Genomic DNA, 21,367 nt, shown 5'->3' with positions numbered 1-21,367 from the left:
ATAAACGCCTTTTTATCTCTCCAATTCGCTACTCGAAAACAACAAGCAGGTCGCCCTGATCTACCTGCTCACCTTCACTAAAGAGAATCTCTTTAATCTTGCCCGCCTGTTTCGCCTTAACGTTGGTCTCCATTTTCATGGCCTCAGTCGCCAGCAGGGTTTCCCCTTCTTTCACCTCATCGCCAACAGCGACCAACAGTTTAAAAATCTTGCCCGGCATAGGTGCCCCAATGTGATGGATATTCTCCGGATCCGCCTGCACCCGACTGACGACATCGGATTCAACCGATAGATCGGTGACGACAGCCGAACGTGGCATACCATTTAATTCAAAATAGATATTGCGTGTACCGTCACTGCGCACCTTACCAATAGCGTTAAGTTTGACAATCAGCGTTTTCCCTTCCTGAATGTCGATGGTCACTTCTTCTCCGACATCAAGACCATAGAAAAATACCGGGGTCGGCAGGACGGAAGTATCTGAATACTTTTCACGAAACCGGTTAAACTCCTCAAAAACCCCCGGATAAAGAACGGCGGAGAGAACGTCACGATCAGAGATCCTATGGTCCAGTTTCTTTTCGAGCTCTGCTTTTTTAGCGACAAAATCGATCGGTTCCAACAATTCTCCGGGGCGACAGGTCAACGGCTCCTCGCCCTTCAGGATGATCTTCTGTAACTCCTTGGGAAATCCCCCATACGGCTGACCGATCATCCCTTTAAAAAAATCAATGACTCCCTGCGGAAAGGTCAGCTCATGGCCACGCTGCATCACATCTGCGGGTTCAAGATTATTCTGGATCATAAACATCGCCATATCACCAACAATTTTTGAGCTTGGCGTCACCTTAACCAAATCGCCGAACATATCATTGACCTTGCGGTACATCTGCTTGCACTCTTCCCAGCGGTGGCCCAACCCCATCCCTTCAACTTGCGGCTTGTAGTTCGAATACTGCCCCCCGGGGATCTCATGCTCATAAACCTGAGCCGTTCCACTGCGCAGCTCAGATTCAAATGGCGCATAATAGGTCCGGCAGGTCTCCCAATAATTCGCGAGTTTCTGCAGCCCGGGCATATCAAGCTGCGGATCCCAGATCGTGCCCTCAAGAGCAGCCAGCATTGCGTTCATATTGGGTTGTGCGGTTAAACCGGAAACCGACGAAAGCGCCGCATCAACCACATCACAACCAGCCTGAGCGGCCATCAACAATGTGGCTCCGCCGTTACTGGAGGTATCATGAGTATGTAGATGGATCGGAATGGCAATTTCGTTTTTAAGGGCCTTGACCAGTTTTTCTGCAGCGAACGGCTTGAGCAGCCCGGCCATATCCTTGATCGCCAGAATATGTGCCCCCATCTTCTCGAGCTCCTTGGCCATCTTGATATAGTATTCAAGTGGATATTTGTCGCGTTTCGGATCAAGAATATCCCCGGTGTAGCAGATAGACGCTTCGCACACAGCGCCTTCTTTGCGCACTGCCTCCATCGCAACCTGCATCCCTTTGGTCCAGTTCAGCGAATCGAAGACCCGAAAAATATCAATCCCGCCTTGAGCAGCATGCTTGACGAATTCTTGCACTACGTTATCAGGATAGTTGGTGTAACCGACAGCGTTGGAGCCGCGCAGCAGCATCTGGAAGCAGATATTCGGGATCTTCGCCCGCAGACGATCCAGACGCTCCCAGGGGTCTTCACACAGAAAACGCATGGCCACGTCAAAAGTTGCGCCACCCCACATCTCAAGGGAAAAGAGGCCGCCACCCAGATGTGCCGTCGCCTCGGCAATTCGATCGAGGTCGGCAGTCCGGAAACGGGTCGCCATCAGTGATTGATGGGCATCGCGCATGGTGGTATCAGTCACTAGCAATCGATTGCTCTTGCGCGCCCAGGTCGCCAGCCCCTCGGGCCCCTTATCAAGCAGGATGTCACGACTTCCCCGTGGCAAGGTTTGTCCATAGGGGATCACGGGGACTGTGGCATCGCGTAATTGTCGCGAATGAAGTCGCTTGGCCGGCGAAATTCCGGGATAGCCATTGACTGTGGTATGCCCGATAAAGGAAAGAATCTTGTTGGCGCGGTCTTTTTTAATCGGGAATTGAAATACTTCAGGGTGAGTCTCAAGAAATGAGGTATTGCAGTTACTGGCCAGAAAATCGGGATGGGTAATCACCTTTTCCAGAAAACTGATATTGGTTTTAACCCCGCGGATGCGGAACTCCTGCAGCGCACGATCCATGGTGCGTGACGCCTGCAGCAGATCACGACCATAGGTCGAGACTTTGACCAGCATCGAATCATAATGAGGATTGATCTCGGCACCGGCATAGGCACTTCCGGCATCCAGACGCACACCAAGCCCTGCCGCACTCCGATATACCTTCAACTTGCCGAAATCGGGGGCAAAATTGTTGGTTGGGTCTTCCGTGGTGATCCGGCACTGGATAGCAGCTCCCCGCAGTTCGATATCACTCTGACGCTTAATCCCGATTTCCGGATCGGAAAGTTTATGGCCCTCCGCTACCTGAATCTGGGCCTGCACCAGATTGCGCATGGTCACCAGCTCCGTAACCGTATGCTCCACCTGAATGCGTGGATTCACCTCGATAAAATAGAACCTGTTATCGGTGTCCATTAAGAATTCAACCGTACCGGCATTCCGGTATTTTACCTTGTTGCCGATCGCCAGTGCGTAGCCACAAACTTCTTCACGCTGCTTTTTGGTCAAGGATAAGGCCGGAGCAACTTCGATGACCTTTTGATGGCGCCGCTGAATGGAGCAATCCCGCTCGTACAAGTGCACCAGATTGCCGTAATGGTCACCAAGCAGTTGCACTTCGATGTGCTTGGGCTTTTCGATATATTTTTCCATAAACACTTCAGCATTACCAAAGGAAGCGGCAGCCTCACTGGCGGCGGAACGCAAACCTTCCTTCAATTCCTGCTGATTGCGCACAACCCGCATGCCGCGCCCCCCACCGCCGGCGGACGCTTTTACAATGATGGGATAACCGCACTGCTTGGCAAAGAGTAACGCCTCTTCTTGAGACAGAACAGGTTTCACCGTCCCCGGTACGATGGGAACTCCGGCAGCCATAGCCACCTCACGGCCAGCGACCTTGTCCCCAAGACTCCGCATGATGTCGCCAGTGGGTCCAATAAAAGCGATTCCGGCCCGCGCGCAAGCGTCGGCAAAATCGGCATTTTCCGATAAAAAACCATACCCGGGATGAATCGCGTCAATGTCTCTTCTGCGAGCCAGGTCAACAATCTCTTCAAAATCGAGATAAGCATCGATCGGCCCTTTCCCTTTGCCAATCAGATAGGCCTCATCCGCCTTGTAGCGATGCAAGGATAGCCGATCCTGCTCCGAATAGATGGCAACCGTGTTGATCCCGAGTTCAGTGCATGCCCGAAAAATTCGAATCGCAATTTCGCCGCGGTTGGCCGCCATAATTTTTTTAAACTTTATTACAGACATGCCGAAGTCCTCCTCTAGACGTAAACAACTTACAAATTTGTGATTTTTTGAGATGGCTAAAAAATTTCATTAAAACTAAATTTTTTTGAATTATTTTAGGTAGTTATGGATTTTTTGAGCTCTCATAAAACAGAATACTATGCTCAATGTCAACACATAATACTGTTCTATTTCTATCATATTACGCAGATAAAATTCAGACCTCAGTCCATCAACTGAAGTGAACTGTGTAAATACACCTGTTTATCAGTCAATATAGATGTTCCCAGATATGGTAAGGGTGTCAGATATTTTTTGTAACGGCAGGCTTTGAAAAACATACATTTAAGGAAAATATTAACAAACCCGTGGTAATCGTACTTCGAGACGCGTCCCCTTCCCTTTGCTGCTAAAAATTTCGATAGTTCCTTCATGAGCATCAATAATGAAGCGTGAAAGACTCAATCCTAAACCCGTTCCTCGAATGGCCGTATTTGAGGAATCGGCCCGATAAAAGCGTTCGAATGCATGCGTTTTCTCTTCGGCACTCAACCCGATTCCCTGGTCAATGATATCAAGACACATCCAATTTCCTTCCTGCCTTAAAACGACCTGAATCCGGCCTCCTTCAGGAGAATATTTAATCGCATTTTCCATTAAATTTTCAATCACCTGTGTCAAGCGTGGACCATCGGCCTCAATAATAATCGGCTGCTCTGGAATTTTCATTTCAAATTTGTGCAGAGTATTGATTTCACGAAGGTCAGAGACCAGCTTGCGACAAAGATCTCCAATATCAACCCGAGAAAAATTAAGCAACAAACCGCGGCCAGCTTCGATGCGAGACAGATCCAAAATGTCATCAATCAAAGCAGAAAGTTCAACCGACTTATCATTGATAACCTGTAAAAATTCACTTTTTTCTTCAGGTGTAAACTGCTTAGAAATGTCGAGTAATAATTCACTATAACCAAGAATCATGGTTAGCGGAGTTTGTAACTCATGAGCAGCCATTGAAACAAATTCGCTTTTCATTCGATCAATTTGGCGTTCGTTAGTGACATCATGAATCAGCAGAATGAGGCCACAACCATTGGTTCCGGTTTCACGCAGACCAGAGGCACGCCCCTGATACACACGTTGCAAATCTGTATTTGGTAAACAAAAATCAAACTCACAGACATCTTGCGTGGTGAGTTGATTGCGGATCTTTGCTATTTGAAGCAATAGCTCGTCATAACGGATGACATCAGCCAGGCGACAACCAACAACCGCTTCAGCTCTTACATTAAAAAGTATTTCTGCCGCAGGATTGATTAATAAAACGCAATCCAGATTATCTACAACCAACAGGGCATCAGCGACCGAGGTGATAATCGCATGAATCCGATCTCGAGCTTCAAGCGTAGCAATGAAGGCTTTTTTTTGAGCAAACTGCGCTTTTTCTCGCGCAGAAATTTCAGTGGCCAACAACTGATTTGCAGAAGAAAGTTCGACCGTACGTTGCCCAACCCGAAGTTCAAGGTCTTCTTTGGCGTGGTGTAATGCAGCCTCAGACTGATCTCGAGCAGCAATACTGTCGCGTGCTCGGAACAACACAAGTAATGTCATAAACAACAGGCCAAGAGATGCTACAACCAACATAGAAAGAGATTTGCGTGTAATATAGAATAAACTTTTCTGAATAATTGATATGTCTGAATATACCTCCAGAGCACCCAAAAAAGTATCATCCCTCATGACAGGAATATACGTTTCTACAACATCACGATCACTTAACGCTCCCTCGGCAGTGGCTGATTCTTTATGTACAACTTTGGAATAAGTTTTCCCCTTAGCCACCAGTTCACTGAAATATTTATTTTTATTAAGAGTTCCAACTTCAGCTTTATCTGTGGAAAATATTATTTCCCCTGCTGACGAGAAAATTCGTATCTTTTCAAGCAGCCCTTCTTCACGCAATTGACCAATATTCCTGGCTAATGCTTCAGGTATTACTTCAGAGGTAAAATGAAACAGGTCAGGTTGATTACTAACGACAAGAAAGCGCGCAAACCGTTTGGCATCACGCTCGGTTTCCTGCACCAACATGTCCTGATATGAGGGTATGATAAAAAAAACATCATAAAGGGGGAATAAGGTCGCAAAGAGGATTGCGATGAGCAGAATATTGCGCAGGAAAGGAATTTTCAGCATCGTAACCCGTTTTATTTCTTTGGAATTTGCTTACTAAAAACCCTACCTGGTAGACAGGTGTTTTACCATCGATTGAAGTAAAAACTAATATTTAATTATATAAGCAAGGCGGATTCAATTCGCTAGTGCAACCGGTGGATTGATTCCAAAAAATACCTGATTGGGGGTTTTAAATCCAAGGCATTTTCTGGGGCGGTTGTTGAGTTTGTTCATCACTCTCTGAATCTCTTCGTCAGTCACTTCAGCGAGATCCTTGCCTTTTGGGAAGAACTGGCGAATAAGGCCATTGGTGTTCTCGTTTAAGCCGCGTTCCCACGAATGATAAGGGTGCGCAAAATAACCGCTAGACTGAAGCATCTCGTCAATGTCCAGATGCAAGGCAAACTCTTTCCCGTTGTCGTAAGTCAACGTTTTCACGTGTGAGGCCAGCGGTAGTAATCGTTTCACTATGACAGCCCGAACCTTTTTTGCTGTCCGATCGGGTGCCTTGCCAATCATGCTCCAACGGGTCTTGCGTTCCACGAGGGTGACCAAAACAGCGCTGCCTTGTTTGCCAATGACCGTATCGGCTTCCCAATCACCGACTCGACTCCGTTCGTTGACCACCTCTGGTCGTTCGTCGATCGAAACGCGCCCTTTGAGCTGGCCACGACGATCTGGCGCACCGTAACGCTTTTTACGTTGTTTCTGACAGCGCAGATATCGGTAGATGTCACCACCAGCCCGCTTGTCACGAAGAACATATTGATAAATCCACTCGGGACTAACATGGAGACATTCTTCCTGCCGCAGCCAATAGCTGACCTGCTCTGGACTCCAGTATTCGCGGGTCAACTGCTCGACGCGCGCCCAGGACTCGCGAGTGATACGGCAAGTGACCTTTTCCTGACGACGACTTACAGCAAGACCATCAGCCTGCTTGGGTCTGTAGCCTCTCAACCCACAATTGCGTGCCATCTCCCGGCCAATGGTGGATTTATGGCGGCCAAGAACCTTGGCCATTTGCGCCTTCGATTGACCGGCTGTTTTCAAGGCGGAAATCTGATATCTTTCTTCTCGGGTAAGCTGTGTGTAGTGCATCATCGCGCTCCTCTAACTTTGGTCGGTGAAAGAAGCCGTGAGCCTACCGCAGCTTATCCTTCAAACCAAACTATTAGAGTTGCACTTACAACTTGAATCCGGGATTTTCTTAAATTATTACTTGGCTCCGCCGGTCCGCTGATTATGGTAAACGTAACAATTAAAAAAACAATTTCATTTGTCCTGCGTTCTCCCTCCTGACGTCGGATATTGTTTGCGATATCGACATCAAGCAAGTCAAAAAACACCAAAATCTACACTTTAAAAATTTTTAAAAGATGCGGAACAAGTTGCTTTTTACGCGACAGCACTCCTCTCGCCAGATAAAGATTTGAATCTTGCTTTGGGTATCCGATGATTAACGGCAATTCTCTCGGACCAGCGGTTAACAGCAAACTGGTCCCTTCTACAATATCGGTCACCAACAGTGCCGCCAGAACATAACCCTTCTCTTCACGCAGTCGTATCAACTCGGCTTCGAGTTCATCCTTGCGATCATAAAAGACCTGAAAGGTTACAACTTCTACCTGACCTAGACCAATTTTTTTCCCATCGGTTTCATATTCCTTAAAATCACTTGTAATGAGTTCCCGAGCTCCGAGACCAGTCGCCATCGGGCTCCCAGATGAAAAGATTTTATTGCCAAATAGTTCAGCATCAAGGCCCGATAATTTTTCTAACCACAGAAAAATCTCACGATCTATGTCGGTAGTGGTTGGAGATTTTAGAATTATTGTATCGGAAAGCAGACCGGCCAACAGCAACCCGGCGATGCGAGCTGTTGGCTCAAGGCCAGCCTGACGATAGAGAGTTGCCACCAAGGTGCAGGTACTACCAACCGGCTGATTAATAAAACGGATAGGTTTGTCTGTTTGAAAATTACCGAGACGATGATGGTCAATCACTTCATCGATTTCTACTTTGTCTGCACCAGCTACGGCTTGGGAAAGTTCATTGTGATCAACCAGAATAAGTCGAACTGGAGCATTTTTTAACAAATGACTCTTACTGACAATCCCAAGGATCTGATCATCTTCATTAACCACTACGGCGGCAACTGCATCCTGATGCAACAGTTTGAACCTTAAATCTGAGAGCAACTCCAGAGGTCCGACTTTTAAAAAGCTCTCCCCAACCAGTGCAGAAACCGGCGTAGCCAGACGCGTCAGCCAACAACAGTTGGCAGTATCAAGAGGACTGGAGATCAGACTGGTCCGTGCCGCTTGTGCTTTTCTAATCAATTCGGGATTCAGAGGCGACTGCCCAGAAAGAATTAACATTCTAATCCCGGCGTCAATTGCTGCAGTGATTATCTGGGGTCGTTGCCCTGTAATCAAAATACTGCGTCGCGGATCGATCTCCTTCAACCAATCGGCAAATGAATGAGTATCACGTGCACCGACATAAAGGTCTAACTCTTCAAGTGCTTCGGGTTCATAAAGCGTCCCAATTTGTGCGTGCAAGCAGTTGGCTACTGATTGCGAACTGACTTTAATGCGACGCATCTCTCCGGGTTGGGTTGGGAGAAGAAACCGCTCGGTAATTTCTTTAAGCAGGAGCAAACCCCGCGGTCTTTTTTCTTCATCAACAAGAGGTAAGGTTCTTATTTTATGGCGATGAAACAACTCCAGTGCTTTGGGCAAGGGTTCATCTAAACCAATCATGACCGTTTCTTCGCTGATCACATCTCCGACGCGCGGGTAAACATCCGCCAGGTGCCTTGGGGACTTTTGACCTAAGAACTCGAGGACAAATTCAGTCTGTTTGTTGAGATTCCCTGCACGTGCAGGAAGAACATCCGTTTGTCCCTGACGAGCTAAAAGTTCAGCGTAGGCGATAGCACTACAGATAGAATCAGTGTCAGGATTGCGATGTCCAATGACATAAGTAGTCGTTTTTTTCATATCAGCCTTCACTGTTTTAATTTTGGCTCAGTGCTTTGAATCAACAGACCCCGCACATCTCCCAACCCGATAACATTTTTCACAATTGCAAATTGTGGGCGTACTTGCGCATCAAAACCGACATACACATCGCGACTTTTGGTGCCAAAGGTTTCCGGTGCCATCACAACCCGACACAGTAAAAGCTTATCCGAGAAGTTGAGCTTTTTCTGCTCTGATGCGCTGAGGCGACTAATCACAATTTCTTCAGGTCCTTTGCGAGAGAAAGCGGCAAGTTTAATATCGTGCCCAACTTCTATGGCCCCCAGACGTTTGAGTCGGAGGTTATAAAATGCGGTTAAAAAATCATAGGCCGGTTTATTCTTATCCATTGGCAACACCGTTCCCTGCTCATCAACCCCATTGATTCTTTTGCGATACGTTACTCGATGAGCAGAAAAATCAAAGGTGTAACTGGTCTCTCGATGAGTAACCTTACCTCTTTTTGTCTTTTGCGTGTCGGAAGTCTGCAACAGGGGCCGGAGTAAACCACCAGGCCCCTCCTCCATCAGAGTTGTATACGTCTCGATTCGATTGCTGGTAAAAAATGCGGTAATGCCCAGAGTTTTAGCTGTAAGCGTTGCCAAATATGTCCCGTTTTTTTTACCAGCCTCCAGATGTATTTCTCCGCGAGCGATCTTGTCAAACCAGAGGAAAGAGATTTTGTAGGTTAAAGTTTCACCTAACAGAGAATTGACTGGACGTGAAGCGGTAAGAACAACAGTGGACGTCTCTGCAGCCACAGCAAAGGATCGGTCCATTAATATTAATAGCAATATAATAACAATCTGTTTTTTCATCTGATTTTCTCTTCAGTTTGTAAAAGATAAAACGAGGCAAACACCAAATAACTGCCAGATCAGGCATGCCGGTCACAAAAGTAACCTCTGTCATGCAGATAACCAACGGTCAATTCCCAAGAAAACCCTGCAGACTTAGACCTCCCCGGGGCGGAGATTCTACACCTTTGTAAGAATGATCAACCCGAAGATAAAGGCTGAGACCCCAATGAACAAAAATACACCCCCCCCGGGGGCTGGTTTAAAAAATATGCGTCCTTAACTGAAATTATCAACAATTGCCTTGACCATAAGAATCGTGAGAATTAATATCCATATATTCAATTTTACCCAAGAGGTTACCGAACATGGAAGATCTCCCTTTCGATCAAAACAAGGACTTTACACGTGAATCTGAAATTCTCAAGGTGCTGGGTCATCCGGTTCGGCTTAAAATTGTCGCCGGTCTGATGTCACAGTCCTGTAATGTCAAAAAAATCTGGGAATGTTTAGGCTTGCCACAAGCGACGGTCTCTCAACATCTGGCTCTCTTGAAAAACAAATCAATTATATCGGGCCGCCGGGAGGGAGTAGAAGTATTCTATCAGGTGACATGCCCTGAGGCACAAAAAGTCGTTGGTGCCCTTCTCAGTAGTCTGATCCTGACGAATGATGTGTGCGATTCCAGAATCTGATCCCGCTTGAAAATTTCACCCTGAACCAGACCACCCTGCAATATGGGGAGAGCCCTTTCAGCATCGTTCAGGCTAACCACATTTCTTCAGCACGAGATAAATCACTTCGTAGGTTGCGGGGATAGTCCCCTCCCTCCCGAATTTCTCTGAATAACAATCATACATGCGCTGCATCATCCTTCGCGAAGTCAGGCCAGAGGGTCGGTCTCGACTGGCATTTTGGGCGCCGATCGCCTTAAGTGAGCGTAAAAGGTGGGGCACTCCCGGGTGCCATTCAACCTCTAACTGACTCTCTAGATACTCAACGGTGAAATGATCTCCAACAGCTCCTCGCACCTGACTGATAGTCGGAAATCCCTGACTATGAGATTTCCCTGCAGACAAAGCAGTGGCATGTGAATGTCGCAACTCATGGAGGGTTCGCTCACCAAAAAGCGCCATAGCAACCTTTCCGCCAGGGCTCAATATTCTCCCAAGTTCAGCAAAAGCCTGCATCAGATGATTAACCCACTGGTAAACCGAACTCGACAAAACCAGGTCAAAGCTTGTATCTCTGAAAGGCAGATTTTCGGCGTCGGCATCTACCACGGGGAGGAAGGGAAACTCACAAGCAACACGACGGCTCATATCATGGGCAAGATCAGAAAGGATTAATTTTGTGTCGGGATGATCCTTCATAAACTTCCGACTGAGCATCCCGGTACCACAACCGACTTCCAGCACCCGCTGCCAAACAGCCCCAGGCGACAGGTGCCTTAACAGTTGTGGCACCACGACTTTTTGAACCAGAGCATAACGCTCATATTCATCGGCATGCCACGAAAAATTACGTCGAACATGTTTCAGTTTGAGACGATTCTCACCCGGAATCATCGACAGAATTCTTCTATCATTCGTACTATCTCGCCTGGACGGCTTAAAAAGGGGGCATGTCCAATACCAGAAAGGCTGATAAAGCTTGCACGTGGTAAATGCTCGGTCAGATAAACCCCAGCACTTTGGGGAATGATCTGATCATTTTGGCCATGAATAACCAACGCCGGCGCCTGGATTGAAGAGAGACGATCCCGCAAATCTTCACGCCCCAGGATATCCAGAGTTAACAGGGCGGCGTCCGGTGTTGGCAATCCGATAGGTCGAACGGCAAATTGCAAAATTTCTCGGCGTCTCTCGGGCGATATGGCTTCTCCCCTAAATTGAAGATCAAAAAATTCACCCATGGTCGCCAGATAATGCCTAACTAACCCACGGCGCAAGGCGCGAAGTTCATTAACGGGCAGGCCAGCAGCCCAATTATCACTCGCGCAAAAACGTGGAGTACTCGACATCAACAATAGACGTTCGACCAATTGTGGGTAGTCGACGCTGAGTTGAATCGCAACCTGTCCTCCCAGAGACCAACCCAACAGGAGCACTGGGCCAAGAGCCAAACGATTCAGCCAGGTCGCAAGTGTTTTCGACATCATAAAAAGACTGCAGGGGTCGACAGGGTCAGAACCACCGTGCCCGGGAAGGTCGGGAATCAGTAAACGGAAGTTTGGCGCAAGCAGCTCGGCTAGTTCAGTGAACACGGCATGTGACATTGACCAGCCATGCAACAAGACCAGCGGCGCCCCTTCACCCAGCTCGCGCCAGCGAAGTTGGCCATGTTCGAATTGTTCGGTTTTTAAATCTTCAGGCATCCACCGCGTCCATGGTTTTGAGTAATGCAATAATTTTGTCGGCCGCGGCAACAACTTCGCTGGGATCATGATCAGCCATCAGGGTTGCTCGCAAGCGACAGGCGCCCGAAGAAACGGTCGGGGGCCGAATGCCGCTTAAAAAAATCCCTTGCTTAAGCAGGGCTGATGCCGCTTGCATGGTCGGCTCGGGGTGACAGGTCAGAATTGGGACAATCTGGGTGGTGCTGCCACAAAGGTTGAGCCCAGCCTGCTGAAGTCGCGTTGAGAACAGGTACCGATTGTTTTCAAGGTTTTCCCTCCGCTTCTGCCCCTCTGAGCTGTCGACCAGACGCAAGGCTTCAGCGTTCGCCGCGATCACACCGGGAGGTAAGCTGGTTGAAAAAATAAATGCCCTCGAACTATTGATCAGTCGATCGATAACCGGCTGTGCGGCGGCCAGATAGGCGCCAAATCCACCGAACGCTTTACCGAAAGTCCCCATCTGCAGATCAATGCGGCCGAGACAGCCAAAATGCTCGGCGATTCCTCGTCCATGTTGACCCAACACACCGCCGCCATGGGCATCATCAACCATCAACCAGGCATCGAACTGCTCCTTGAGTTCAACCAGCCGATTCAAGGGGGCCATATCGCCATCCATACTGAAGACGCCATCGGTGACAATCAACCATCGACCACGGCGTTTGGCCCTGGCGTCGTTCAACATCTGCTCCAGGGCTGCCATGTCATTATGCGGGTAGATTTCGATTTTGGCGCCTGAAAGACGACAGCCATCAATGATCGAGGCATGATTCAAGGCATCAGAGAAGACCGTATCAGAGGCTCCGAGCAAACCCTGAATAATCCCGTTGTTGGCGGCATAGCCACTATTGAACAGCAGGGCCGCTTCTGTCCCTTTAAATGCAGCAATTTGCTCTTCAAGCCGATGATGAAGACTCATACTGCCCGACACCAGACGGCTGGCGCCAGAACCGACACCAAAGTCATGTGTGGCGCGGCAGGATGCTTCGATCAAGACCGGATGGTTTGCAAGGCCGAGATAGTTATTCGAGCAGAGAAGGAGATATTCTCTGCCTCCAATCTGAACATGAGGACCTTGGGCCGACTCAACCTCACGCAAGGTCCGCAGCATATTTTGGGTATCGAGTTCAGCTAAATATTTTTTGAGATGCTGCATAGTGTCAGTGGGATGGCGCATCAAAGAGCACCGGTTCATACTGCAGATGGCTTATCAAATCGTTTAAATCCCCCCCCGGACGCACAAAAAAAATTCGGCCACCGATCTCACTGCCGGCTTCTTTAAGCCGGATGACCCGTTGATTGCCGTTCTGCGCAGAAGCAACATAGCCGGTAATATAGTCCGGATCGTCCGACCAACAGAGCGCAGCCACAACCTGTGGATAGAGGGCGACTTTGCTGGCCAAAGTCCAGGCCTCAATCACGCGTGGATTATTCAACCCCATATCGGTAAGGAGAGCCTCAACCCGTTGTCCTGCATCCTTGTCCAGATCCATGCGACTGACGCGTACCCCCCGGGTTTTGTCCGGTTCCAGACGCTGACCTGTCTCCGTACTGACCAGCATGGCACCACGCATTGCTTCTCCTGCGGGAGAAGGCCCCCCGGCGAGTTGCGCCATGGCCTCCTGCACAATAGAACTCTTCACCCCGAGATTCCCTATCAGCTGAGCGGCCAGAGCCCTCCCCTGCGGCCAATCAGCAACCTCAAAAGTCGTCAGGTTTAATAAATTTCTTTTTGACACCTGCCTTGATGGAACCGGTTGCAGCTTGAAACAAATTTTCTCGGCCTTGCCACGTACATGATTGAGAGCGCGCTTCAACATGACCGAAGTCGCATCTTCTAAAAGTGAATATTCGAGCAGCCGTTCAGCCCCAGAGATATGTTTTTCTCCGCGACTGGCGCGCATTCTTAAGCTGTAAAGTTCAGATTTCATGGCGCGAAAATTATCATGCGGCAGGACGTCTGTCAACCTAACAGTAGATTCATGGTTTACAGGAATGCGACTTCACAACAAGAACTCAGGCATGCTAATTTTACAGACTTTTTTCTCTGGCGATGGGTTGAACAACATGACTAATCTGTACCTTTTTTACCTGGCAGGGATTTCCTACCTATGCGCTGTCGGCTGTTATTTGCTACACATTTTTAAACCCTCTGGCATTTTACGCAAAGGCGCTTTAACCCTGGTCCTTAGCGGATTCACGTTGCAAACGGCTTGCCTCATATGGCGCTGGAAATTAGCGGGGTTTCTGCCGGTTACCAACCTCTTTTCGACTCTGTTTTTTTTCAGTTGGGCGCTGGCCTGCTGTTACCTCTACTTTGACCTGAAATATCGTATAGGCGCGGCGGGCCTGTTCGTTATGCTGCTGAATCTCATACTGGTAGGTTTTGCTGTCACACGTGATGGCTCATTGCCTCAATTGATTCCGAGTCTCGATACCATCTATTTCAGTTCTCATATTATTCTGTCTTTTCTCGGTTATGCTTTTTTCGCGATGGCTTTCTCTCTCGGAGTCCTCTATCTCTATCAAAATCGCTTTAATTCGAAAATCCTGCCGAGTTGCCATCTTCTACGAAAGCTGAATGAAGAATCAATCTTCCTCGGCTTCATTCTCTTTACCCTCTGTATGCTCATCGGCGGAATCTGGGCCTACGAGGCTTGGGGTTATTGGTTTTCATGGAATATAAAAGGCGTATGGTCATTTTTAATCTGGTTGTTTTACGCCGGCATGTGCCACGCTAAATTTATTCGTCGCTGGCAAGGTACCGGTTATGCTCTACTCTCTATCATCGGTTTTGGGGTTGTCCTGTTTACCTACCTTGGAATCGGTCTGTTGCTTGAGAGCAACCATCCCCTTGCCTAACACAGGACAACAGAACTGATGTGGAAACTCTGCTGTTCGCTTAAGCTGGCGATTTTCCTTGCGTCTCTGGCGACTTTCTTACTGATGGGCGGGTCCCTGCTCTTCCCCGGCCACCCAGAGGTGTTCAATTCCCTCGACAGCATGCCCCTGGGCAAATGGCTGCCCCTTGTAGCATCCCATACGCTTTCCCTTAGCTGGTGGCTCTATGCTTTTGGGATGACAACGGTTCTACTCGCGCTCAACACCCTCTGCTGTTTTAGTGACTGGCTGATAAATATCCAGACACGATGGCGTAAAATTGGAGAATACCTGATTCATCTAGGTGTTATTCTACTGCTTAGCGGTTTTTGCTGGGGTGCAATCTGTGGATGGCGACACATTGCTCTGCCCTGTGCAGTCGGGAAACTCACGCCACTTCCACAATGGCCCGGTCATTATATTGCTGTCGACAGCTTTCAGGCGGTTCTAGGGGAGGAGGGCCGCCCTATGGACATGATCAGTCAGGTCAGATTATTAGCCGGTGAGCACGACATTTTATCAGGGGAGGTCCGAATAAATCACCCTCTTCTGGCAAACGGTTTAGTAATTACCCCGGCCAGTTTCGGACGCATACCGAGTGGCTTCCGCGTTCTTCTTGCAGGGGATAAGGTCGACCTGCAGAGTGGATCTCAAGTTCAACTCAAGGACGACAAACGACTTGAAGTCCTCCGCTTCCTGCCCGATGCCCGCCTGAACGAAAATGGACAGATGCAATACCGATCTGACCGAATTGGGTCTCCAGCCTTGGAGATTCGTATAAACGAAGCAGACCGCGCAACATGGCAGGGTTGGTACTTTTTGAGCAAAAAGCCTCCCGAAATCCTGCACCCCCTGCAGTTGCGCCCTTTATACCCGCTTTATACCCGCTATAGCACCCTGACGATAACCAAAGATCCGGGAATCCACGTGACGGCGTCTGGTGGAATTATCGCAGCGATTGGTTGTTTCCTTACCCTTTTCTCCTTCTACCACAAGCGAAAACGTACCGATCGTCCAGAGCTGTAACTCGCCAAGTTAAGGTTCAAGGCTAATTAACTTCAATGATTTAGCCATACTCCCTGACTTTTATGCCTTTGTTCTCATAAATTTTAATGATATAGTTAAAATTTCTGCAATATCTAGGAGGCAGGTATGATTGATGGGCGGATCCTGGTTGTCGACAACAAAGTCGACCGTCGTGAGCACCTAGTTGCTTTGTTGGAAAATCAGGGGATTTCATCAATCCAAGCCTCAAGCTGTGAAGAAGGGTTACGCATCCTTCTCCACGAGCCAGTGAGTCTGATCCTCAGTGAGACTGAACTTCCTCGGAAAAGCGGTATTTACTTGCTGCAGGAAACCAAAAAGCATTATCCAGATGTTGAAATCATCCTCCTGACACATAACGCATCCTCCTTTACTTTACTTCAGGCATTGCGGCATGGCGCTTATGATTTTATCGTCCGCCCAATTGATACCGGAGAGATTCTCTTCAACACCTTGGAGCGTGCATTTGAATATCAACGTCAGAAAAAAGAAAAAGAGAGCCTGCTCTTAGAGCTTGAAGTAAAAAATCGCCAACTCAACCAGACTCTCCATCGCCTCCAATCCCTCAACGACGCATTCCGAGGATTGGCTGCATGTAACGACATCCAGTCAATTTTTACCGAGATGTTGCGCGCGTCAATAAATGAGGTTGGCTCAAAAACTGGATTTGTCGCCTTATTTGATCGTAGCGGAGAGAATCTTGGAATTAAGGTCTCACACAATATTAGTAAATCAATCTGTCAAACATATGCAAAACAAATCCCGCCCGGCCTGTCTTTGGTTATCGCCAGACGCGGAAAACCGATTCTGGTCAGTGAGGATTTACCTGAGGGTCTCAAAGCTCTCAGCTCGCCGGAAGAGAGGGAACACCTGATCACTTGCCCAGGAATGCTCAGCATTCCACTTCGTATCAAAGAACGCGTTGCCGGTGTCATGATCGTTTCTGGACACCAGAAAACAGCACCTTTTGCTGAGCACGATCTCCTCTTCATGACCCAACTGGCGACTCATGCACAATTACAGCTTGAACGGATAGGGCTGATCCATCAACTCCAGCGAGAGGGCAAGAGCACTCAGCGAGATCAAAATGTGATGTAGTTTTGGGCCAGGCTCTGAAGCTACTTCTTCTTTACCCTCATAACCAATCTGAAGCCAAGACTGTTATTGCTCGAGTCAGGTCGATACCAGGACCGCATAGCCACCCTGCTGTTTTTCGGATTGCTGAACCAACTCCCGCCCCGAAGAACTTTCATATTACCGGCCTCAGGGCCGTGTGGATTATCCTTTGAAAGGCTAGTGTCGTACATCTTGCGGTACCAATCACCAGTCCATTCCCACACATTCCCAAGCATGTCATATAAACCAAAAGCATTCGGTTTATAGGTCCCAACGATAGAACTTACAATATGCCCGTCATTGCAACCAAAATAGGTCGATCCATGCCAGTTCTGACTTGCTGACTTATCACCAACGTTTGCATAGAGACAGGCGATTTTAGATTCAGCATCCCAATAATGAGGGGTCAGTGTTCCCCCTCGTGCGGCATACTCCCACTCAGCCTCGGTGGGCAAACGAACAGAGCGGCCTATTTTATGGCCCAACCAGTTTCCAAAGTCTCTGGCATCGGACCAGCTGACGAACACCACTGGCTGCTGGTCTTCATCAAGAGAATTCTTGTTAAAACTACGGCTATGGTGTTTCGGCTTATAAAGCCGATATTGCGCATTTGTCACTTCATATCGACCCATCCAGAAATCATCAACACAGGCTTGATGGCTTGGTCCTTCGTTTTGTTCGCGATCCATCTCACTTGTCAAACTTCCCATTTCATAACAGCCGCCCTTGAGCAATACAAATTCAATCCCGGTCTCTGGTTCCTTAAAAGTTCTGGTCTCCGTCGATTTGTCGCTAGATGCCGTATCTTGCGAATATGGTTTGGTATTGGATTTTAAGGAAATCGGTTGCGCATAGATCAAAACCGAAGAGCTCAAAAGTACGAACGAAATAATTAAACACTTTAGCATCGAAAAGTCCTCTTGAATGTGTTGAGATTAGATCAATTAAATGGAACAGTTATCAGTTAAACCAACAATTAATTGGAAAAGCATAAGAATCCTTGAAACCTTAACCATTTTTTAGTTTAATGTCAGCACTAAAATAGCTACTGATTCCTGCAGATAGTTTGAGGAGATAAAGAACCTATGTCGTTTGCCGGCAACCTTGAAGACCTGGCTATTGTCGATGTCATCCAACTCCTGCATTCAACCCGGAAATCTGGGACGCTATGTGTTTCCTGTGGTAAAGGTCAAAGTCAGATTGTCTTCATCAATGGTTTTATCGTCAGTGCCAATCACTATGATGGCTCTGTAAGAATAGGCAAAATTCTTATCGAGATGGGGGTCATCAGCGAAGAGATCTTGCAAGAGGCGCTGAAGGAGCAAACTCTTGCGGGAGAACAGAGAAAACCCCTCATCGGAATGTTAATAGAAAAACATGCAATTGAAAAAAATATCGCCTACAAGGGATTGGAGTGTCTGATTGAAATGATTATTGTTGAAATGGTCAGCTGGCAGAAAGGGACGTTTACTCTTGACGTTGACTGTATTGATATTAATGACGAGTACCGATACATCCCTGAAAACCTTCAACAGGACCTGAATTTTGATACCCAGATGGTCTTGCTGGACGCCCTGCGCATCTACGATGAAAAACGAGCTGCCGGGCTTAAACCAGCAGACTTTTCAGTGGCCAACGAGGCACATGCTACGACCGAAAACAGGTCACAACCGGAACACGTTTATTTAGAGTCGGATCAAATACTATCTGCTGACATTCTTGGACTTGAATCAATCGATGAAATAGCGATGCCGATACCGGAGTTTTTTACCAGTCTGGAAGCTTTCGACCCTTCAGAAATTCACCGGCAAAAAGTGCGCGAGATTCTTCCTGATTTCCCGTCCTCGCAACGTGAAGAACTGGTCATTTTTCTTACTGAGCTGACTAATATTGTTGAAAATCAGGAAAATGTTGATCAGGAGCATAAACAAACAATAATCCTTTATGGCGCTGACGAACTAACTGAGCATGGGTTGATGAGTGCCTGCAAATATGAAGGGATTATGGTATTTACCGCATCAGTCCCATCGGAGTTTGAAAATAAAATAGTTCAAAGCCTTGAACGTGGCCTTTCCCCCATTCTGGTCTTCGATTGTCCGGCAGCTACAAAAGAGGGGTTCACAAAAGATGACATCACCACTCTCCGTCAAAAGACAGCGAGCCTCTATCCACAATTGCAAACGGTACAAATTGCATCACCTGTCGACCATATCTACGCTCTGCAAGCTCTGAGTTCCGGGGCAAACGCCATCATTCCGCGGTCAATTGCTGAGAACCGACATGATACGTTTATTCCTGATTTCATTCAATTTCTGGATAGTTTTCCTCAATTCATTCACGGTTTATTTCGCCGAAAAACCCAGATCAAAACAAAACAGACTGAGATGCTAAACGACCTCAGAAGGATGTCATCAGCATCACAAATTTCTTTTTTCCTGCTTGAACAGATCAGTCAATTCTTCGAACGTAGCCTGACTTTTGTCTTGCAAAAAGGTGAATTGGTCGCCGAAAGATCGTTCGGCATCGATACAGAAAAGGCATCAGGCCCCTCAGCCCCCCTTCGATTTAAAGTTAAGATCACAAAGGAGGGTTTGCTGGACAGGGTTATAAAAGACGGGACTCTCTTCTTTTCGGCCATGGATGACCCAACAATCCGCGAATCAATTTTTGGAGAGATTAGCGCGCCGGACAAATCAAAAATTCTGCTCTTACCTCTAGTTGCAGTCGATCGGACATTGGGTCTGATCTATGCCGATTTCGGTCAATCAAAAGTCAACACAATCGACTGTGAATACCTGCAAAGTCTGGCCTGGGTTGCTGGGATGGCTCTGGATAAATTGATCAGGAACAAGGGCTGAACGTCGCAGAGGGTATGGAACCTTAATTTTCTTTCGCTTATTTGGGAGTCGATTCAAATGGATGCAAGAACACTTAACCAGATTTTGCAGATTGCTTTTGAAAAACGTGTCTCAGATGTCCATTTTGAAGTCAACAACCCGCCGTTTTTCCGCGGCCGTGGGCAATTAATTCGTTCGAAATTACCGGTACTCAGTGGGCAGGATACTGAATTTATTGCACGCAAAATCATGGAAAAAAATAATCGCCCTCTTCCGGACGATTTAACTGAACTTGATGCGTCCTACTCACTCGACAATGGTGGGCGTTTCCGCGTCAGCCTCTTCAAGCAACGCGGGTATATCGGTATTGTCATGCGGGTCATCCCTCCAGAAATCGGCACCTTTAAAGAATTAAGCCTTCCACCCGTTTTGGGAGAGATTGTAAAGGCTCCAAACGGCCTTGTTTTAGTAACTGGTCCAACCGGGAATGGCAAATCCACAACCCTGGCATCAATGATTCAATTTATTAATGAGAATTTCAGTTACAACATCCTGACGATCGAAGATCCAGTGGAATTCCTCTTCTCTTCGGATAAAAGCTGTATCATTCAGCGCGAAGTTGGCATTGATACCGCGAATTTCAGCAGTGCACTACGTGCGGCGTTAAGAATGGATCCCGATGTCATTATGGTGGGAGAAATGCGCGATCTTGAAACAATCGATGCCTGCATTAAGGCGGCTGAAACCGGGCATCTGGTCTTTTCAACCCTGCACACCCAGAATGCCTCCTCGACCATCAACCGGATCATCAGCTACTATCCGCCGGAATCACAGGACAATATCCGCCAACGTTTGGCCGACATTCTGGTTGCAACTGTGTCACTGCGCTTGATTAAGGATAAAAAGGGAGAAAAGGTCCTTCCTGTGATTGAAGTCATGCGTTCAACCACTACAATTCAGCACTGTATTAAAGAAGGTCAACTCGATGAGATCGAGCAGCATATTGAGAAAGGCCGCGCACAATATCATATGCAGTCAATGGATCAACACCTGATTCAACTTTGTCAGAAAGACATTATCAGTATTGAGCAAGCCAAGCGTCTTTCTCACTCAATGGATCTCGAACGGAAGTTGACCTTCACCCGATAAAAATTCGGCACGAGGTTATAAAAAAAGCTGCCCTATTCTCCGGACAGCTTTTTTTATAAACGAACTTCGATCTCCTCAGCAACCACAACCACAATTATGGCAGACCACCTTATCGCTCCCTACTGGCTCTATCGTCTCTGGAGCGAAGAGCAAACGATTGATGCCCCGTCTGAGATCATCAGCCAGATCACGATTGAAGCTGGTACCGATGATATGACCAAGACAAGCATTGGAAAAACCAGCCGGCGGATAACGCAACCGGATCGAGTTAAGAACATCCCCATACCCGCGAACAACCATCTGCGCCTCATCGGTTAAAACCTGTAAATCGATATTCAACGGTCGTAGTTCATCGGCAAAATCGTGTAAAAGAGTCATAATCGCCGACCAGTTACTCTGGTCTCTCCAGTTACAGTCAATAGCCGAGACGCGTTGATAAAGGACAACTTGTATCTTTTGAATATCTGAGGAAGCAGTGAACATTA

Annotated in this window: 17 protein-coding genes; 6 read left to right on the top strand and 11 right to left on the bottom strand. The window is 47.6% G+C overall.

The features are described 5' to 3' along the window. Positions 1-28: 28 nt before the first annotated feature. From D888_RS0107640 to D888_RS0107620, 5 genes are all read right to left on the bottom strand, one after another. A complete protein-coding gene (locus D888_RS0107640; protein ID WP_020675963.1) occupies positions 29-3,481 on the bottom strand; it encodes a pyruvate carboxylase in 3,453 nt (1,150 codons plus the stop codon). A 336-nt stretch (positions 3,482-3,817) separates the two neighbouring features. Further along, positions 3,818-5,656, bottom strand: a complete 1,839-nt coding sequence (locus D888_RS0107635) for an ATP-binding protein (protein WP_020675962.1) — start codon at positions 5,654-5,656, stop codon at positions 3,818-3,820. 114 nt (positions 5,657-5,770) lie between these two features. Then, positions 5,771-6,736 carry an IS30 family transposase gene (locus D888_RS0107630; RefSeq protein ID WP_020675961.1) on the bottom strand — a complete coding sequence of 322 codons (966 nt, stop codon included), beginning with the start codon at positions 6,734-6,736 and terminating at the stop codon, positions 5,771-5,773. 254 nt (positions 6,737-6,990) lie between these two features. Then, positions 6,991-8,640, bottom strand: a complete 1,650-nt coding sequence (locus D888_RS0107625) for a putative manganese-dependent inorganic diphosphatase (RefSeq protein ID WP_020675960.1) — start codon at positions 8,638-8,640, stop codon at positions 6,991-6,993. 8 nt (positions 8,641-8,648) lie between these two features. Next, positions 8,649-9,479 (bottom strand): DUF3108 domain-containing protein, encoded by an 831-nt coding sequence (locus D888_RS0107620; RefSeq protein ID WP_020675959.1) that lies wholly within the window; start codon positions 9,477-9,479, stop codon positions 8,649-8,651. 347 nt (positions 9,480-9,826) lie between these two features. Here D888_RS0107620 and D888_RS0107615 point away from each other — a divergent pair, with 347 nt between their 5' ends. After that, complete coding sequence (locus D888_RS0107615; RefSeq protein ID WP_020675958.1) at positions 9,827-10,153, top strand: ArsR/SmtB family transcription factor; 327 nt, start codon at positions 9,827-9,829, stop codon at positions 10,151-10,153. A gap of 72 nt (positions 10,154-10,225) precedes the next feature. Here the strand turns inward: D888_RS0107615 and bioC are convergent, their stop codons facing one another. From bioC to D888_RS0107595, 4 genes are read right to left on the bottom strand one after another with little or no spacing between them, the layout of a single operon-like run. Continuing rightward, complete coding sequence (bioC, locus tag D888_RS0107610) at positions 10,226-11,026, bottom strand: malonyl-ACP O-methyltransferase BioC (protein WP_020675957.1); 801 nt, start codon at positions 11,024-11,026, stop codon at positions 10,226-10,228. Continuing rightward, positions 11,023-11,835: an alpha/beta fold hydrolase gene (locus tag D888_RS0107605; protein WP_020675956.1), complete on the bottom strand. Its 813-nt coding sequence runs from the start codon at positions 11,833-11,835 to the stop codon at positions 11,023-11,025. Before D888_RS0107605 ends, bioC begins: the two co-directional genes overlap by 4 nt. Continuing rightward, positions 11,828-13,033, bottom strand: a complete 1,206-nt coding sequence (bioF, locus tag D888_RS0107600; RefSeq protein ID WP_020675955.1) for an 8-amino-7-oxononanoate synthase — start codon at positions 13,031-13,033, stop codon at positions 11,828-11,830. Before bioF ends, D888_RS0107605 begins: the two co-directional genes overlap by 8 nt. After that, complete coding sequence (locus D888_RS0107595) at positions 13,017-13,787, bottom strand: 6-carboxyhexanoate--CoA ligase (protein ID WP_020675954.1); 771 nt, start codon at positions 13,785-13,787, stop codon at positions 13,017-13,019. The genes bioF and D888_RS0107595 overlap by 17 nt, the downstream gene beginning before the upstream one ends. 136 nt (positions 13,788-13,923) lie before the next feature. On the opposite strand from D888_RS0107595, the gene ccsA reads away from it, so the two are divergent. The 3 genes from ccsA (at position 13,924) to D888_RS0107580 (ending at position 16,878) form a co-directional block, all read left to right on the top strand. After that, a complete protein-coding gene (gene ccsA / locus D888_RS22985) occupies positions 13,924-14,718 on the top strand; it encodes a cytochrome c biogenesis protein CcsA (protein WP_169513274.1) in 795 nt (264 codons plus the stop codon). Positions 14,719-14,736: 18 nt separating this feature from the next. Further along, positions 14,737-15,762 carry a cytochrome c biogenesis ResB family protein gene (locus D888_RS0107585; protein ID WP_020675952.1) on the top strand — a complete coding sequence of 342 codons (1,026 nt, stop codon included), beginning with the start codon at positions 14,737-14,739 and terminating at the stop codon, positions 15,760-15,762. A 126-nt stretch (positions 15,763-15,888) separates the two neighbouring features. Further along, positions 15,889-16,878, top strand: a complete 990-nt coding sequence (locus D888_RS0107580) for a response regulator (protein ID WP_020675951.1) — start codon at positions 15,889-15,891, stop codon at positions 16,876-16,878. Between the two features lie 20 nt (positions 16,879-16,898). On the opposite strand, the gene D888_RS22980 is transcribed toward D888_RS0107580, so the two are convergent. Continuing rightward, a complete protein-coding gene (locus D888_RS22980) occupies positions 16,899-17,804 on the bottom strand; it encodes a formylglycine-generating enzyme family protein (protein ID WP_020675950.1) in 906 nt (301 codons plus the stop codon). A 177-nt stretch (positions 17,805-17,981) separates the two neighbouring features. Between D888_RS22980 and D888_RS0107570 the strand changes: the two genes are divergently transcribed. After that, positions 17,982-19,754 (top strand): DUF4388 domain-containing protein, encoded by a 1,773-nt coding sequence (locus D888_RS0107570; RefSeq protein ID WP_020675949.1) that lies wholly within the window; start codon positions 17,982-17,984, stop codon positions 19,752-19,754. A 57-nt stretch (positions 19,755-19,811) separates the two neighbouring features. After that, positions 19,812-20,882, top strand: a complete 1,071-nt coding sequence (locus tag D888_RS0107565) for a type IV pilus twitching motility protein PilT (protein WP_020675948.1) — start codon at positions 19,812-19,814, stop codon at positions 20,880-20,882. 75 nt (positions 20,883-20,957) lie between these two features. Here the strand turns inward: D888_RS0107565 and D888_RS20990 are convergent, their stop codons facing one another. Further along, positions 20,958-21,365, bottom strand: a complete 408-nt coding sequence (locus D888_RS20990) for a hypothetical protein (protein ID WP_020675947.1) — start codon at positions 21,363-21,365, stop codon at positions 20,958-20,960. Positions 21,366-21,367 lie beyond the last annotated feature (2 nt).

Source organism: Geopsychrobacter electrodiphilus DSM 16401 (assembly GCF_000384395.1).
In the GTDB taxonomy this organism is placed as follows: domain Bacteria; phylum Desulfobacterota; class Desulfuromonadia; order Desulfuromonadales; family Geopsychrobacteraceae; genus Geopsychrobacter; species Geopsychrobacter electrodiphilus.
Note: the sequence above shows the minus strand (reverse complement) of the source record. Positions and strands in the feature narration are given on the sequence as shown.

Excerpts from the sequence above, each read along its gene's own strand:
- D888_RS0107640 (WP_020675963.1), bottom strand. The coding sequence starts at position 3,481 with ATGTCTGTAATAAAGTTTAAAAAAATTATGGCGGCCAACCGCGGCGAA.
- D888_RS0107635 (WP_020675962.1), bottom strand. The coding sequence starts at position 5,656 with ATGCTGAAAATTCCTTTCCTGCGCAATATTCTGCTCATCGCAATCCTC.
- D888_RS0107630 (WP_020675961.1), bottom strand. The coding sequence starts at position 6,736 with ATGCACTACACACAGCTTACCCGAGAAGAAAGATATCAGATTTCCGCC.
- D888_RS0107625 (WP_020675960.1), bottom strand. The coding sequence starts at position 8,640 with ATGAAAAAAACGACTACTTATGTCATTGGACATCGCAATCCTGACACT.
- D888_RS0107620 (WP_020675959.1), bottom strand. The coding sequence starts at position 9,479 with ATGAAAAAACAGATTGTTATTATATTGCTATTAATATTAATGGACCGA.
- D888_RS0107615 (WP_020675958.1), top strand. The coding sequence starts at position 9,827 with ATGGAAGATCTCCCTTTCGATCAAAACAAGGACTTTACACGTGAATCT.
- bioC (WP_020675957.1), bottom strand. The coding sequence starts at position 11,026 with ATGATTCCGGGTGAGAATCGTCTCAAACTGAAACATGTTCGACGTAAT.
- D888_RS0107605 (WP_020675956.1), bottom strand. The coding sequence starts at position 11,835 with ATGCCTGAAGATTTAAAAACCGAACAATTCGAACATGGCCAACTTCGC.
- bioF (WP_020675955.1), bottom strand. The coding sequence starts at position 13,033 with ATGCGCCATCCCACTGACACTATGCAGCATCTCAAAAAATATTTAGCT.
- D888_RS0107595 (WP_020675954.1), bottom strand. The coding sequence starts at position 13,787 with ATGAAATCTGAACTTTACAGCTTAAGAATGCGCGCCAGTCGCGGAGAA.
- ccsA (WP_169513274.1), top strand. The coding sequence starts at position 13,924 with ATGACTAATCTGTACCTTTTTTACCTGGCAGGGATTTCCTACCTATGC.
- D888_RS0107585 (WP_020675952.1), top strand. The coding sequence starts at position 14,737 with ATGTGGAAACTCTGCTGTTCGCTTAAGCTGGCGATTTTCCTTGCGTCT.
- D888_RS0107580 (WP_020675951.1), top strand. The coding sequence starts at position 15,889 with ATGATTGATGGGCGGATCCTGGTTGTCGACAACAAAGTCGACCGTCGT.
- D888_RS22980 (WP_020675950.1), bottom strand. The coding sequence starts at position 17,804 with ATGCTAAAGTGTTTAATTATTTCGTTCGTACTTTTGAGCTCTTCGGTT.
- D888_RS0107570 (WP_020675949.1), top strand. The coding sequence starts at position 17,982 with ATGTCGTTTGCCGGCAACCTTGAAGACCTGGCTATTGTCGATGTCATC.
- D888_RS0107565 (WP_020675948.1), top strand. The coding sequence starts at position 19,812 with ATGGATGCAAGAACACTTAACCAGATTTTGCAGATTGCTTTTGAAAAA.
- D888_RS20990 (WP_020675947.1), bottom strand. The coding sequence starts at position 21,365 with ATGTTCACTGCTTCCTCAGATATTCAAAAGATACAAGTTGTCCTTTAT.